This window comes from Salininema proteolyticum, assembly GCF_042685645.1.
Classification (GTDB): Bacteria; Actinomycetota; Actinomycetes; order Mycobacteriales; family Micromonosporaceae; genus Salininema; species Salininema proteolyticum.
Genome location: NZ_JBHUNX010000001.1, coordinates 3,304,888 through 3,319,146 on the forward strand (window position 1 = coordinate 3,304,888; position 14,259 = coordinate 3,319,146).

At 69.8% G+C, this 14,259-nt stretch carries 12 protein-coding genes; 4 read left to right on the plus strand and 8 right to left on the minus strand.

All coding sequences use genetic code 11. From position 1 onward, the window contains the following. Nucleotides 1-217 precede the first annotated feature (217 nt). On the plus strand, nt 218-823 hold the full coding sequence (locus tag ACFTE1_RS15290; RefSeq protein WP_380621079.1) for a hypothetical protein: 606 nt from the start codon (nt 218-220) through the stop codon (nt 821-823). 296 nt (nt 824-1,119) lie between these two features. Here the strand turns inward: ACFTE1_RS15290 and ACFTE1_RS15295 are convergent, their stop codons facing one another. Both ACFTE1_RS15295 and ACFTE1_RS15300 read right to left on the minus strand, forming a co-directional pair. Continuing rightward, nucleotides 1,120-4,830 carry a multifunctional oxoglutarate decarboxylase/oxoglutarate dehydrogenase thiamine pyrophosphate-binding subunit/dihydrolipoyllysine-residue succinyltransferase subunit gene (locus ACFTE1_RS15295; RefSeq protein WP_380621081.1) on the minus strand — a complete coding sequence of 1,237 codons (3,711 nt, stop codon included), beginning with the start codon at nt 4,828-4,830 and terminating at the stop codon, nt 1,120-1,122. Between the two features lie 197 nt (nt 4,831-5,027). Next, the gene (locus tag ACFTE1_RS15300; RefSeq protein WP_380621083.1) at nt 5,028-5,426 is read right to left on the minus strand and encodes an STAS domain-containing protein; all 399 of its coding nucleotides are present in this window, start codon (nt 5,424-5,426) and stop codon (nt 5,028-5,030) included. A gap of 326 nt (nt 5,427-5,752) precedes the next feature. On the opposite strand from ACFTE1_RS15300, the gene ACFTE1_RS15305 reads away from it, so the two are divergent. From ACFTE1_RS15305 to ACFTE1_RS15315, 3 genes are all read left to right on the plus strand, one after another. Next, nucleotides 5,753-6,460, plus strand: coding sequence for a response regulator transcription factor (locus tag ACFTE1_RS15305; RefSeq protein ID WP_380621085.1), 708 nt, complete (start codon nt 5,753-5,755; stop codon nt 6,458-6,460). Nucleotides 6,461-6,469: 9 nt separating this feature from the next. Continuing rightward, nucleotides 6,470-7,987, plus strand: coding sequence for a sensor histidine kinase (locus ACFTE1_RS15310; RefSeq protein WP_380621087.1), 1,518 nt, complete (start codon nt 6,470-6,472; stop codon nt 7,985-7,987). Between the two features lie 84 nt (nt 7,988-8,071). Continuing rightward, a complete protein-coding gene (locus ACFTE1_RS15315; protein WP_380621089.1) occupies nt 8,072-9,523 on the plus strand; it encodes a S1C family serine protease in 1,452 nt (483 codons plus the stop codon). An 80-nt stretch (nt 9,524-9,603) separates the two neighbouring features. Here ACFTE1_RS15315 and ACFTE1_RS15320 read toward each other — a convergent pair whose 3' ends face one another. From ACFTE1_RS15320 to rplS, 6 genes are all read right to left on the minus strand, one after another. Beyond that, entirely contained in the window at nt 9,604-11,082 is a 1,479-nt protein-coding gene (locus ACFTE1_RS15320) for a sensor histidine kinase (RefSeq protein WP_380621091.1), read from the minus strand. A 74-nt stretch (nt 11,083-11,156) separates the two neighbouring features. Continuing rightward, nucleotides 11,157-11,459: a DUF2469 domain-containing protein gene (locus ACFTE1_RS15325; RefSeq protein WP_380621093.1), complete on the minus strand. Its 303-nt coding sequence runs from the start codon at nt 11,457-11,459 to the stop codon at nt 11,157-11,159. Nucleotides 11,460-11,493: 34 nt separating this feature from the next. Continuing rightward, the gene (locus tag ACFTE1_RS15330) at nt 11,494-12,165 is read right to left on the minus strand and encodes a ribonuclease HII (protein ID WP_380621095.1); all 672 of its coding nucleotides are present in this window, start codon (nt 12,163-12,165) and stop codon (nt 11,494-11,496) included. After that, nucleotides 12,162-12,785 carry a signal peptidase I gene (lepB, locus tag ACFTE1_RS15335; protein WP_380621697.1) on the minus strand — a complete coding sequence of 208 codons (624 nt, stop codon included), beginning with the start codon at nt 12,783-12,785 and terminating at the stop codon, nt 12,162-12,164. Before lepB (ACFTE1_RS15335) ends, ACFTE1_RS15330 begins: the two co-directional genes overlap by 4 nt. A 221-nt stretch (nt 12,786-13,006) precedes the next feature. Then, nucleotides 13,007-13,849: a signal peptidase I gene (gene lepB, locus ACFTE1_RS15340; RefSeq protein ID WP_380621097.1), complete on the minus strand. Its 843-nt coding sequence runs from the start codon at nt 13,847-13,849 to the stop codon at nt 13,007-13,009. Between the two features lie 9 nt (nt 13,850-13,858). Further along, on the minus strand, nt 13,859-14,206 hold the full coding sequence (gene rplS / locus ACFTE1_RS15345) for a 50S ribosomal protein L19 (RefSeq protein WP_380621099.1): 348 nt from the start codon (nt 14,204-14,206) through the stop codon (nt 13,859-13,861). Nucleotides 14,207-14,259: the final 53 nt, after the last annotated feature.

The following is a 14,259-nucleotide window of genomic DNA, read 5'->3' on the forward strand; positions in this document are numbered from 1 at the left end:
ACGGAGACGGCTTGCCGGGGCGCGATTCCGCAGTCACCACCGACAGGAAGCAATCACCTAGGGAAACGCCGCCCGGAGACTTACGGTGCACATTGTCGTAATTACGACGATCCCGAGGGTTTTGCGTGTTTTCCCTGCGCAAAATCTGAGTCGGCCTCACGCTAAGGGGTAGCGCGTCCGCGGGACGGAACCCGCCGGACCCCCGAAGGGAGAGGCCATGAAACCGGTGAAAAGACTCTGGACCGGCGTGACGACCGGTGTCCAGCGCGTTTGGCGGCAGAAGGTCGTCAAGCGGCTGGTCATAGCAGGCGCCGCCGTCGCGGCGGTCATCCTGCTGGCACAGGAGGCCAGTATGGTGGCCGCGGGCCCGGCACCGTCAGAGGAGCGGAACGCCGGGCCGCCGGCCGCCGCGATCGCCGCGGAGACCGCCGACCTGAGCAACGGCGAGGCCGCGTTCGCCGTCGCCGGCGGGGCCGACACGGCCACCGACGGTGCCTCCGGCGAGGCCGAGAGCACCGGTTCGGCGCGGCGCATCCGCGCCAAGCACGCCCTGTACGACGAGGACCTGCAGGAGCAACTCGCCATCGGATGCAAGTACCGCGTCCAGGCGGCCTTCGGAGCCTCGATCTTCAGCGACACCAAGATGAGCGCCAAGCGCATCGTGCGGCTCTCGCAGGACACCGAGGTCGCCGGCTCCTGCTCCGCCGTCGAAGGCGGCAAGGCCCTCAGCTGCGCCGGACTGACGCTGGAAAATACTTGGATCCGCGTGCGCTCGGGCACGACGGTCGGCTGGACGCCCTCGTCGTGCCTCGTGAGGCAGTGACGGCGGGCCCGAACCGGGACCGGCCGCCGGGGCCAAGGAACTTAGCGGCGAGAACCGGCCGGCCGGGAACGGAGGGCCCGGGCCCCGTCAACGGCTGTGGCGGGGAGCGAGTCCCGGGAGGGGAATCTGTGGGCGCGGGATCCGGACTGAGGATCCCGGCAGACCCCGGTACGGGACGAACGGAAGAAGCGGGGGCCGCGTGAGATCTCACGCGGCCCCCGCTGTCGTGCTGTGCCGGCGTCGGCGGTCCTCGGACTCCCCCGGGAGCCGGGCCGTGCCTCAGCCGGTCGGGTCGCCTACTTGTTCGGGACGGCGACGTCGATGAGCGCCTTCTGCTCGACGTCGTGGACCTTCGGCGAACCGGTGGAGGGCGCGGCGGCGGCCGGGCGGGAGATACGGCGCAGGTGCACGCCGTCCATCTTCTCCAGCAGGTTCAGCGCGATGTAGCTCCAGGCTCCCTGGTTGGCCGGCTCCTCCTGGACCCAGGCGGTCTCGGTCGCGTTGGGGAACTGCGCCAGGGCGGCGCGGATCTCGTCGGCCGGCAGCGGGTAGAGCTGCTCGACGCGCACCAGGGCGATGTCCTCGCGGCCGCGGTCGGCGCGGGCCTTGAGCAGGTCGTAGTAGACCTTGCCGCTGCACAGCAGGACGCGCTCGACCTTGGCCGGGTCGACGGTTCCGTCGGCCGTGCCCGGGTCGGTGATGACCGGCTGGTAGCGGCCCTGGGTGAAGTCCTCGACGGAGGACACCGCGGCCTTGTTGCGCAGCAGGGACTTCGGCGTGAAGACCACCAGCGGCTTCTTGACGTCGTCGAGCGCCTGGCGGCGCAGCAGGTGGAAGTAGTTGGCCGGAGTCGAGATGTTGACGATGCGCATGTTGTCGTCGGCGGCCATCTGCAGCCAGCGCTCGGGGCGGCCGGAGGTGTGGTCCGGGCCGGCGCCCTCGTGGCCGTGCGGCAGGAGCAGGACCATGCCGGAGCGCTGCCCCCACTTGGCCTCGCCGGAGGAGATGAACTCGTCGGCGACCGTCTGCGAGCCGTTGGCGAAGTCGCCGAACTGGGCCTCCCACTTGACCAGCGTGTCGGGCTTCTCCACGGAGTAGCCGTACTCGAAGCCCATGGCGGCGTACTCGCTGAGCAGGGAGTCGTACACGAAGAAGCGGCCGTGGCCCTCGCCGAGGTTCGCGATCGGCGTGTACTCCTGCTGGCTGTTCTGGTCGATGACGACGCTGTGGCGCTGCACGAAGGTCCCGCGGCGCGAGTCCTGTCCGGCGAGCCGCACGTCGCGGCCCTCCATGAGGAGCGAGCCGTAGGCCAGGATCTCGGCGAAGGACCAGTCGATGCCTCCGGAGACGGCGCTCTCGGCGCGCTTCTCCAGGACGCGGCGGACGGCCTTGTGCGGCTGGAAGCCCTCGGGGAGCTCCATGTGCGCCTTGCCGATCTGCGCGATCGTCGAGGCGTCGACGGCCGTGTCGATCTCCTTGAGCGGAGCCGGGTCGTTGTGCCACGGGGTCGGGCCCTGCGTGTCGGCCAGCGCCTCCTTGGTCTCGCGGAAGACGCGCTCCAGCTGGGCCTGGTAGTCGGCGAGCGCCTCCTCGGCGTCCTCCATGGTGATGTCGCCGCGCCCGATGAGGTCCTGCGTGTAGAGCTTGCGGACCGAGCGCTTGGAGTCGATGACGTTGTACATCGACGGGTTGGTCATCTTCGGGTCGTCGCCCTCGTTGTGGCCGCGGCGGCGGTAGCAGACCATGTCGATGACGACGTCCTTGTGGAACTGCTGGCGGTAGGCGAAGGCGAGCTTCGCGACCTCGCAGACGGCCTCCGGGTCGTCGCCGTTGACGTGGAAGATCGGCGCCTGGACCATGCGGGCCACGTCGGTGCAGTAGAGCGTGGAGCGCGAGTGGGCCGGGGCGGTGGTGAAGCCGACCTGGTTGTTCACGATGACGTGGACGGTGCCGCCGGTGCGGTAGCCGCGCAGCTGGGAGAGGTTGAGCGTCTCGGCCACGACGCCCTGGCCGGCGAAGGCCGCGTCGCCGTGGATGAGCAGCGGCATGACGGTGAAGCCGTCCTCGCCGAGGTCGATCTGGTCCTGCTTGGCCCGGACGATGCCCTCGGCGACGGGGTTGACCGCCTCCAGGTGGCTCGGGTTGGCGGTGACGGAGACCGTGGTGTCGGCGTCCTCGGCCGGCGTGTGGAAGGTGCCGGTCATGCCGAGGTGGTACTTGACGTCGCCGGAGCCGCCCACGGAGTTGGGGTCGATGTGGCCCTCGAACTCGGTGAAGATCTTGGACAGCTTCTTGCCCACGATGTTGGCCAGGACGTTGAGGCGGCCGCGGTGCGGCATGCCGATGACGACCTCGTCGAGGTCGTCGCGGGCGGCCGAGGTGAGGACCTGGTCGAGCAGCGGGATGAGCGACTCGCCGCCCTCGAGGCTGAAGCGCTTCTGTCCGACGAACTTGGTGTGCAGGAACGTCTCGAAGGCCTCGGCGGCGTTGAGGCGGCCGAGGATGTGCTTCTGGTCGGCCACGTCCGGCTTGGCGAAGGGGCGCTCGATGCGCTCCTGCAGCCAGGCGCGCTCCTCCGGGTCCTGGATGTGCATGTACTCCACGCCGACGCGGCGGCAGTAGGAGTCGCGCAGGACGCCGAGGATGTCGCGCAGGGTCATGCGCTGCTCTCCGGCGAAGCCGCCGACGGCGAAGGTGCGGTCCAGGTCCCACAGGGTGAGGCCGTGCGAGCGGATGTCGAGGTCCGGGTGCTGGCGGCGCTCGTAGGTCAGCGGGTTGGTGTCGGCCATGAGGTGGCCGCGGACGCGGTAGGCGTGGATGAGCTCGACGACGCGGGCGGCCTTGTCGATCTGGCCCTCGTGGGTCTTGGCCACGTCGCGGGTCCAGCGGACCGGCTCGTAGGGGATGCGCAGGCTCTCGAAGACGGAGTCCCAGAACTCGTCGCCCAGCAGCAGCTGGTGGACGGTCTTGAGGAACTCGCCGGACTCGGCGCCCTGGATGATGCGGTGGTCGTAGGTCGAGGTGACCGTCATGATCTTGGAGATCGCGGCCTCGGCGAGGGTCTCGTCGCTGGCTCCGGCGAACTCGGCGGGGACCTCCATGGCGCCGACGCCGACGATGAGGCCCTGGCCCTTCATCAGGCGCGGCACGGAGTGGACGGTGCCGATGCCGCCGGGGTTGGTCAGGGTCGCGGTGGCGCCCTGGTGGTCGTCCATGGTCAGCTTGTTGTTGCGGGCCTTGCGGACGAGGTCCTCGTAGGCCTGCCAGAACTGGCGGAAGTCCATCTCCTCGGTCGCCTTGATGGAGGGTACGACGAGGGTGCGCGAGCCGTCGGGCTTGGCGAGGTCGATCGCCAGGCCGAGGTTGATGTGCTCGGGCACGACCAGCTGCGGCTTGCCCTTCTCGTCGGTGGCGAACGAGTTGTTCATGCCCGGGAAGGCCTTGAGGGCCTGGACGAGCGCGTAGCCGATGAGGTGGGTGAAGGAGACCTTGCCGCCGCGGGAGCGCTTGAGGTGGTTGTTGATGACCACGCGGTTGTCGAAGAGCAGTTTCGCCGGGACGGCGCGGACGCTGGTGGCGGTCGGGATGGACAGGGAGGCGTCCATGTTCTGGGCGACCTTGGCGGCGACGCCCTTGAGTGGCTTGGTGCCTGCTTCGCTCACAGTGGTGGCTTTCTCGGTTCTCGGCTGCTGGGTGGAAGACTTCGCGGGCGTGTTCTCGGGCTGGGCCGGGGCGGGCCGGGCGGCCGGGGCCGGTTTCGCCGCGGCGGTCTCGCTCGCGGGCGCGGCGCTCACGGGCGCGGGTTTCTCGGGCTGGGGTTTCGGGGAGGGGGTCGCCTCGGCCTCCGCGGCCGGGGTCTGATCGCCGGCGACTGTATCGGAGAAGAACTCCCTCCACAGCGGGCTCACGCTCTGGGGGTCTTCCTGGAAACGTTCATACATCTCGTTGACGAGCCATTCATTGGCTCCGAAATCGGTCAACGGATTGCCCGGAGTCGAACTCGACACGGCTTCATCGCCTCTTCTGTAGCGGACGCTTGGTTGCTCTGCCCCCGGCGGCGGGGTGGATGCGTTCCCTGCCGCTCCGGAGCGAAGACATGGGTCTTCCTACAGCCAGGATAGAGCGCAATGTGACAATTCTAAAATTGCACTGCCCGGCTGCGGATTGAATCACCAACGGGGGTGTGCTCAATGGTTTGCGGGTCTCAGTTCGCGGTCGCCGCGTCCTTCGCGGTGAAGGTGTCGGTCGGCTCGGCGAGCAGCTCCTCGGCCCCGACGACGGTGAACAGCCGGGTGATGAAGCGGTTGGGGTTGACGACGGCGAGGCTCACGCCCATGTCGCGGGCGATGCGGTAGGCGACGACGATGGTGCCGATGCCGGTCGAGTCGAGGACGGTCACGTCGGCGACGTCGACGTGGACGACGCTCACCCCGCCCGCCTCGAGCGCCTCGGTGATGGCCGTCCGGATCTGGGGCGCGGTGGCGTAGTCGACCTCGCCGGCGAGTTTGACGGTCACCGCGGAGCCGCGCGAGGGACCCTTCGCCTCGTCCTTGGAGGCGGGGTCGGTGTGGTCGGCGGTAGTGGTCTCGATAGAGAGCGTCACTGTGGCTCACCTGCAATCACAGAGTTCGTCGCCGGTCCGGGGAACCGGACCGGGGTCGTGTGCGGATATCGTTGGACGCCGCCGCTCTCGGCCGCGGCATCCGCTTGCCCCGTCCAGTCTATCCGACTCGGCCGCCGGACGGCAGATGCGCGAGGCCGGTCATTCGGCAGAGTCTAGACCAGGGGTGCGACACGGCCGCGCACCCCGCGGGGAGAACGTGATTGATCTACACCACAGGGGTTGTCGCGGGGTACTCCCCCGCCCCGCGGCTTGTCGCCCGATCGGGTCTGTCGCGTAATGTGGGGAGGCAGTGAAAGGGAGGTGCCATGTCGGACAGCACAGGTGATACCGAGGCAGCACTGCTCGTCGTCGAGGACGAGGAGAACATCCGCGAACTGCTGGCGACGTCCCTGCGCTACGCCGGTTTCGGGGTGGAGACCGCCGCCACCGGGACCGAGGCGCTGCGCCAGATCGCCCGCGTGAGGCCCGACCTGGTCGTGCTCGACGTCAACCTGCCGGACCTGGACGGATTCGAGATCGTCAAGCGCATGCGCTCGGGTTCCGACGCCACCCCGGTGGTGTACCTGACCGCGCGCGACGACACCTCCGACACCGTCCGCGGCCTGGCCGCCGGTGGCGACGACTACGTGACCAAGCCCTTCGCCCTGGAAGAGGTCGTGGCGCGCATCCGCGCCGTCCTGCGCCGCGCCGACGGCAACCTGCCGCGCCCCGCGCGCCTGAAGTACGCCGACCTCGAGCTGGACGAGGAGACCCACGAGGTGTGGCGCGGCGGCGACCCCGTGCAGCTGTCCCCCACCGAGTTCAAGCTGCTGCAGTACTTCATGATCAACGCCGGGCGCGTGCTGTCCAAGGCCCAGATCCTCGACCACGTCTGGCGCTACGACTTCCGCGGCGACGACGGAATCGTCGAGTCCTACGTCTCCTACCTGCGACGCAAGGTCGACACGGGGGAGCCCAAGCTGATCCAGACCCTGCGCGGGATCGGCTACGTCCTGCGCGAGCCGACGAAGTAGGGGCCCGGCGTGCTCGGGGGAATGCGCCGCGAGGCGGGGGACTTCCGGCGCGGCCTGCGGCGCAAGTGGGACCGCACGCCGCTGCGGGTCCGGCTGACGGCCTCGGTTCTCGTCCTGGTCGCGGGCTCGCTCGTGCTGATCTCCGTGGCCGCTCTGGTCGCCCTGCACACCTACTTCCTCTCCACGGTCGACGCCGAGCTGAAGAACCGCCTGGAGCGCCTCAAACCCGCCGAGATCGCCCAGAGCACCGAGTCGGACAACTCGTTCCGGCCCACCCAGTACTACTTCTTCGCCGTGTACGCCGACGGCCGCCAGGAGATGCGGCCGAACAAGCCCGACGCGGCGCCCTCGTTCACCGTCGACGACGTCGTGGACGCCGACGGGCGGGCCTTCACCGCCCTGGCCGCCGACGGCTCGGTGCGCTGGCGCGTCCTGGCGCTGCCGGTCGACTCCGGCGGCGACGGGACGGGGCCGGCGTATTACGCGCTCACCTACAAGCTGGACCACTTCGACCAGGCCGTGGCGGGCCTGGTGTGGGTCATCATCCTCGTGGGGACCGGCGTGCTGGCCGGGCTCGCCACGCTCGGCGCCGGCCTCGTGCGCGCCTCGCTCTCGCCGCTGCGGCAGATCGAGACTACCGCCGCGATCATCGCCGCCGGCGACTACTCGCGCCGCGTTCCCGACCGCGACCCGCAGACGGAGATGGGCCGGGTGGGCGTGGCCATCAACTCGATGCTCAAGAAGATCGAGGTCTCCATCCGCGACCGCGAGCGCTCCGAGGAGCGGGCCCTGCACTCCGAGCAGCGGATGCGCGAGTTCATCGCCGACGCCTCGCACGAGCTGCGGACGCCCCTGACCAGCGTGCGCGGCTATGCCGAGCTGGTGCGCACCAATCCGGGCATGCCGGAGGGCGACCGCCAGTACTACATCGGCCAGATCGAGGAGTCGGCCAAGCGCATGGGCCTGCTCGTCTCCGACCTGCTGCTGCTGGCCCGGCTCGACCAGGAGCGGCCCATCGAGCTGCGTCCGGTGGAGCTGACGTCGATCCTGGTCGACGCCGTCTCGGCCGCCCAGGTCTCGGGCGCCGACCACGGTTTCGCCTACGAGGGCCCCGACCGCGACGTCGTCGTGGCGGGCGACCGGTCGCGCCTGCGGCAGGTCTTCGACAACCTGCTGGGCAACGCCGTGCGGCACACCCCGGCGGGGACGGAGGTGACGCTGGCGGTGCGCCTCTCCGAGGACGGGTCGTCGGTGGCCGTCGACGTCCGCGACGACGGCCCGGGCATGACCGAGGAGGACCGGAGGCGCGTGTTCCAGCGGTTCTACCGGACCGCCGGGCCCGTCTCGCAGCCGGGTCAGTCCGGGGGCCACGGCCTGGGCCTGGCCATCGTGGCGGCGATCGTCAAGGCCCACCACGGCTCGGTCGCGGTGGAGTCCGCCCTCGGCGAGGGCGCGTGCTTCACGGTGGAACTACACGTCGTGGAGCCGCCGGAGGCCGCCTCCGAGGGCGAGCCGGAGGAACGCTGACCGGCGTCGCCCTGTGGTGTCTTCTGAGACAATTTAGGTCGTTTTCCCAGCGAAGACACACTCTGACCAGGCATCCTCTATGGCATGAGCGATACTGACGAAAACCGCCCCGAACCGGACCGGGGCCCTTCCGAAGAGGCGGGCCCGACGCCGTCCACCAGTGAAGACGCCGCCGGACCGCCGCACTCCGAACCGCGGCCCCCCGCCGAAGACGCGACGCGGACCTTCCCCGCCGCCTCAGAATCGCCTGAGACTCCGCCTCCCGGGCCCTCAGAGATCGCTGATCCGGTCATGCCCGCCGCGCCCGCCGCGCCCTCTGATCCCGCTGAGCCCGCCGCGGCGGCATCGAACGGCGGTCCGCGCGAGTCGCCGCAGGGCGAGGCCGCCGCCTTCACCGCCTCGGGGTCCCCGCAGCCGTTCAACAACACGCAGATGATGCCTCCGGGCTCCACGCCTCCTCCCCCGCCGTACGGGGCGGGCGCTCCGGTCGGCGGTCCGCCGCCGGAGCCGAGGAAGAAGGGGTCGGCCGGCAGGGTCGTCGCGATCGGCCTGGTGGCCCTCCTCCTCGGCGGCGCGGCCGGCGGCGTCGCCGGCTACTTCGCCGGAGGGGGCGACACGACCGTCGTCCAGTCGCCGTCCATGGACGCCGGCCAGGGCAAGACCTACACGGAGATCGCCGACGAGGTCACGCCGTCGGTGGTCGCCATCGTCGCGGGCAATTCCGAGGGTTCGGGCGTGGTGTACGACGAGAACGGCTACATCGTCACCAACAACCACGTCGTCTCCGGGGCCGACCGGGTCGAGGTGCGCTTCTCCGACGGCTCCTCCGCGGAGGGCGTCGTCAAGGCCGCCGACCCGAGCCAGGACCTGGCCGTGATCAAGGTCGACGCGAGCGACAGCCTCAGGCCGATGGAGTTCGGCGACTCGGCGGGCCTGCAGGTGGGCGACGTGGCGATCGCCATCGGCTCGCCGCTGGGCCTGCAGGGCACCGTCACGCAGGGGATCGTCTCGTCGCTCAACCGGTCCCTGTCCATCTCCGACAAGAACGACCAGGGCTTCGGCCGGACCTCCTCGGAGACCCTCGACGGGCTGATCCAGACCGACGCGGCCATCAACATGGGCAACTCGGGCGGCGCCCTGGTCAACGGGTCCGGGCAGCTGATCGGCATCAACACCGCGATCGCCTCGACCGAGTCGGGCAACATCGGGCTGGGCTTCGCCATCCCGTCCAACCAGGTCGAGGAGGTCGTCGACCAGCTCATCGAGAAGGGCTCGGTGGAGCAGGGCTACCTGGGCGTGCGCGTGGCGCAGGTGCAGGACGGGGCCATGGTCATCGAGGTGTCGGAGGGTTCTCCAGCCGAGGAGGCGGGCCTGCGGGCCGGCGACGTCATCACCGCCATCGACGGCGAGAACATCACCACGGCCGCCGAGGTGGTGCAGGCGGTGAAGGAGAAGCAGCCGGGCGACAGCCTGTCGGTCTCCTTCGACCGCGACGGCGAGTCGCAGACGGTCGAGGTGAAGCTCGGCAGCGAGTAGGAGCGGACTGAACGAGGGGGGAGCGGCGAACCGCTCCCCCCTCGTTCAGTCCGGCGCTCTCGCGCGGCCGGCCGCGGCGGCTACTGCAGGTTGAACTTCAGCACCGCTTCGGTGCCGACCTCCGGTCCGGGGCGCATCTCGATCGTCCCGCGCAGCTCGCCGGTCACGAGGGTGTGCACGATCTGGAGGCCCAGGCGGTTGGAGTTGGCCACGGAGAAGCCCTCCGGCAGCCCCCTGCCGAAGTCGCGGACGAAGACGGTGAAGTAGTCGCCGTCCCGCTCCACGTCGATGACCACTTCCCCGGCCGCTCCGGGTTCGTAGGCGTGCTCCACGGCGTTCTGGATGAGCTCGTTGATGACCATGACCAGCGGGGTCGCCACCTCGCTGGGGAGGACGCCGAAGGTGCCCTCGCGGCGCAGCACCACCTTCGACTCGGCGGCCGAGACCTCGGCGGCCATGGAGGCGACGCGGTCGACGATCAGGTCGAAGCCCACCGCCTCGTCGTTCGACTGCGAGAGCGTCTCGTGGACGAGGGCGATCGACGCGACGCGGCGCACCGACTCCTCCAGGGCCAGCCTCGCCTGCGGGACTCCGACGCGCCGGGCCTGCAGGCGCAGCAGCGCGGCGACGGTCTGCAGGTTGTTCTTGACGCGGTGGTGGATCTCGCGGATCGTGGCGTCCTTGGTGACCAGCTCGCGGTCGAGGCGGCGGATCTCGGTCATGTCGCGCACCAGGACGAGCGCCCCGGCCGCCTTGCCCTCGGGGCGCAGCGGCAGCGCGCGCATGAGGATCGTGGCGCCCTTGGCCTCGATCTGGCGGCGCCGCGGCGTCTCCCCGGCTAGCGCCTCGCCGATGCGCTTGGCGGAGTCCGCTCCCGCGTCGGGGTCGGTCGTCAGGTTGCGGATGAGGTCCATGAGGTTGCGGTCGCGCAAGTGGCCGGTGACGCCCATGCGGCGGAAGGCGCTCAGGGCGTTCGGGGAGGCGTACCGGACGAGGCCGTCGGCGCCTATGCGGACCAGGCCGTCGCCGATGCGCGGGGCCGTGGTGGGCTCTCCGGGCAGCAGCGGCGGGGGGAAGCCGCCGTCGCTGAGCATCTGCACCAGGTAGTCGGCGGTCTTGAGGTAGTTGAGTTCGAGGTGGGAGGGCGAGCGGGTGTCGGAGAGGTTGGTGTCGCGGGCCGCCACGGCGATGACCTGGTTGCGGTCGCGCCGGCGCACCGGGATGGACTCGTGCCGCGCGGCGACGTCGCCGTGCCAGACGGGGTCGCCCTCGCGGTAGATGGCCTTCTCGGTGAAGGCGGTGTGCACCGGTTGGGCCTCGATGCCGGAGATCAACCGGCCGACCTGGTCCTCCTCGTAGGCCGTCTGGCTGGTCGTGGGGCGGACCTGGGCCAGGCAGACGTAGGTGCCGGGGCGGTCGGCGACCGCTCCCCAGAGGAGGAAGTCCGCGAAGGACAGGTCGGCGAGGAGCTGCCATTCGGACACCAGGCGCTGCAGGTGCTCGGCCGAGTTCGACGACAGGTTCGTATACGTCCCGGCTATTTCGCGAAGAGTTGACACGCAGCCATCTTAACCAGTGGGGCCGGGGGCCGAGCGCCGCTGAGACGCACGCCCCACCTCCCGGGATCCGGACGCTAGGGAAGGGACAGTTCGGGTTTGTCCAGCTCTTCGACGTTGACGTCCTTGAACGTGAGCACGCGGACGGTCTTGACGAACCGGGCCGGACGGTACATGTCCCACACCCAGGCGTCGGTCATCTCCACCTCGAAATAGGTCTCCGACTCCGAGCCGCGTACGTGGACCTCGACCGCGTTGGCGAGGTAGAAGCGCCGCTCGGTCTCGACCACGTAGGTGAACTGTCGGACGATGTCGCGGTATTCGTGGTAGAGCTTCAACTCCATGTCGGTCTCGTATTTTTCGAGATCTTCAGCGCTCAATGCTCCCCCTGAGGCTTCCTATTGCGTGGCTTCTCTACTCTACTCGCCCGTCCGCGCGCCCCGCTCCCGCGAGGGCGGCGACGTTGGAAAAACTCATCCTGTGCTCGGGGCAGGGGCCGTGTTCGGAGAGGGCCCGCATGTGGCCCTCGGTGCCGTAGCCCTTGTGCCCGGCGAAGCCGTACTCGGGGTAGAGGGCGTCGAGTTCCTGCATACGGCGGTCGCGTTCGACTTTGGCGACGACTCCGGCGGCGGCTATGGCCGCCACCGTCCGGTCGCCCTTGACCACGCCGAGCGAGGGGCAGGGCATTCCGCTGACAGCGAACCCGTCGGTCAGCGCGTAGCGCGGCCTCGCTTCGAGGCGGGCCACGGCCCTCCGCATGCCCTCCAGGTTGCAGGCGCCGACGCCGCGCGCGTCGACTTCGGAGGCCTCGTAAACCACGGTCGCCGAGGGGACGCGGCTGCGTTCGAGGGCCGCGTAGACGCGTTCGCGGCCGGCCTCGGTGAGCAGTTTGGAGTCGTTCAGCTCGGGGACGCGGCTGGAGGGGGGCAGGACCACCGCGGCGACCACGAGGGGGCCGGCGCAGCAGCCGCGCCCCGCTTCGTCGACGCCGGCGACGGGGCCGAGGCCGTTCCTCGCCAGCGCCGATTCACAGGCGTAGAGTCCCGCCCGGCGCGACACCCGGGCGCGTCGCGGGCGGAGCGTCACCGGGCCGGCGGGCTGGCGGGCACGTCGTCGAACGTGTCCGGGATCGACAGCCACCGGGCGCGGTCGAACGGCCAGAAGAGCGCGAAGGCCTTGCCCACCACTTCGTCCTCGGGGATCGTCGACTGGGTGACGTCGCCGGTCCTGACGTAGCTCTCGCGGCTGTCGCCGGAGTCGGAGCGGTGGTCGCCCATGACCCACAGGCGGTCGGCGGGGACGGTCACCGAGAACTTGTCGCGGCTGGGGGCGTCCCGCTCCCCGGTCGCGTCGTCCGTGTAGAGGTACTCGGTCTCGTCGAGCGGCTGCCCGTTGACCAGGATGCGGCCCTGCTCGTCGCAGCACTCGACGGTGTCGCCGCCGGTGGCGATGACGCGCTTGATGAACTCCTCGTCCCCGTTGCCGGGGAAGGTCTTCCAGGAGTCGGGCGCGTGGAAGACGATCACTTCGCCGCGGTCGGGCTCGTCGAAGAGGTACACGAGCTTGTTCACCAGCACGCGGTCGTCGATGTCGAGTGTGTGCTCCATCGACCCCGAGGGGATGAAGTACGTCTGCATGACGAAGGAGCGCACCACGATCGCCACCACGATCGCGATCCCCAGGAGAATGGGGATCTCCTTCCACAGGGAGGTCTTCTTGCGTTCGGGTGCCTTGGCGTCCTGCTCGGGGTCGCCGCCCTCGGACGAGGGGTCCGGCTTGGGGTTGCTGCCTTCATCGATCACACTACGAGTCTAAGGCGTCGCCGCTCCGGCGCTCGCCTCACCCGCCCGTTCACACGCAGGGTTCATCACACACCGTGAGAACGCGGTCGTTGCTTAGAATCTCACAAACATCTATGGGGCGCCGGTCAATCGAGCTCGGAGAACGCCTCGGGGATCTCCAGCGGCCCCGCGCGCGAGGTGGGCCAGGCGAGGTAGACGGCCCTCCCGAGGATGTTCTCCACCGGCACCGGCCCCTGGCAGCGCGAGTCGCGCGAGTCGCCGCGGTGGTCGCCCATGACGAAGACGTGGTTCTCCGGCACGGTGACCTCGTCGAAGACGCGGGAGTGGCAGGTTCCGGGCGGGAGGTCGAGCGGGGCGTTCTCGTAGAGGTACTCGGACTCGTCGAGGGGACTGCCGTTGACGGTCACGTTGCCGTCCCCGTCGCAGCAGGCGACCGTGTCGCCCTCGGTGGCGATGACGCGCTTGATGAAGTCCTTCTCGTCGGGCTGGCCGAGGCCGACGAGGTCGGACAGCGTCCTCAGGACGGTGCCCGGCACGCCGCCGTTCTCGTCGACGCGGGTCTCGGGGGCCCACTTGTCGGTGCCGCGGAAGACGACGACCTCGCCCCGCTGGGGCTCGCGCAGCTCGGCGGTCAGTTTGAGGACGATGACGCGGTCGCCCTCCTCCAGGGTCCGCTCCATGGATCCGGAAGGGATGAAGAAGGGCTGCACGACGAAGGTCCGCAGCAGCACGGCCGCGCAGAAGGCGACAACGAGGAGGAGGGGCAGTTCGATCCAGAGGGAGAGGTAGTGGCGCCGGTTGCCGTGCGCCAGACGGGAGTCGGTCACGGGGCGGCGGGGTTTGCGCATCCTCAGGCGCGGGATCATGACCGTCGAGTCGCCGGCCTGCCCGCCCTCCGGGCCCCCGGTACGCGACAAGCCGCCGCCCTCTGCGGGCGGCGGCTTGCGGAGTCTCTTGCGCGTTCCCACGCGGTGAGTCTACTTCTCGCGCTTCTCCTTGACCTTCGCGGCCTTGCCGACGCGGTCGCGGAGGTAGTAGAGCTTGGCGCGGCGGACCTTGCCGCGGGCGGCGATCTCGATCTTGTCGATCATGGGGCCGTGCACCGGGAAGGTGCGCTCGACGCCGGTGCCGAAGCTCAGCTTGCGGACGGTGAAGGTCTCGCCGATTCCGGCGCCGTGGCGGCGGATGACGGTGCCCTGGAACACCTGGATACGCGAGCGGGAGCCCTCCTGGACGCGGACGTGGATACGGACGGTGTCGCCGGCGCGGAAGTCCGGGACGTCGGCGCGCAGCGACTGCGCGTTCAGCTCATCCAGAATGTTCATGAGAACCTCGTTGAAAGTCGTAGTTGTCTTACAATCCCGAGTGGTCCCGGTCG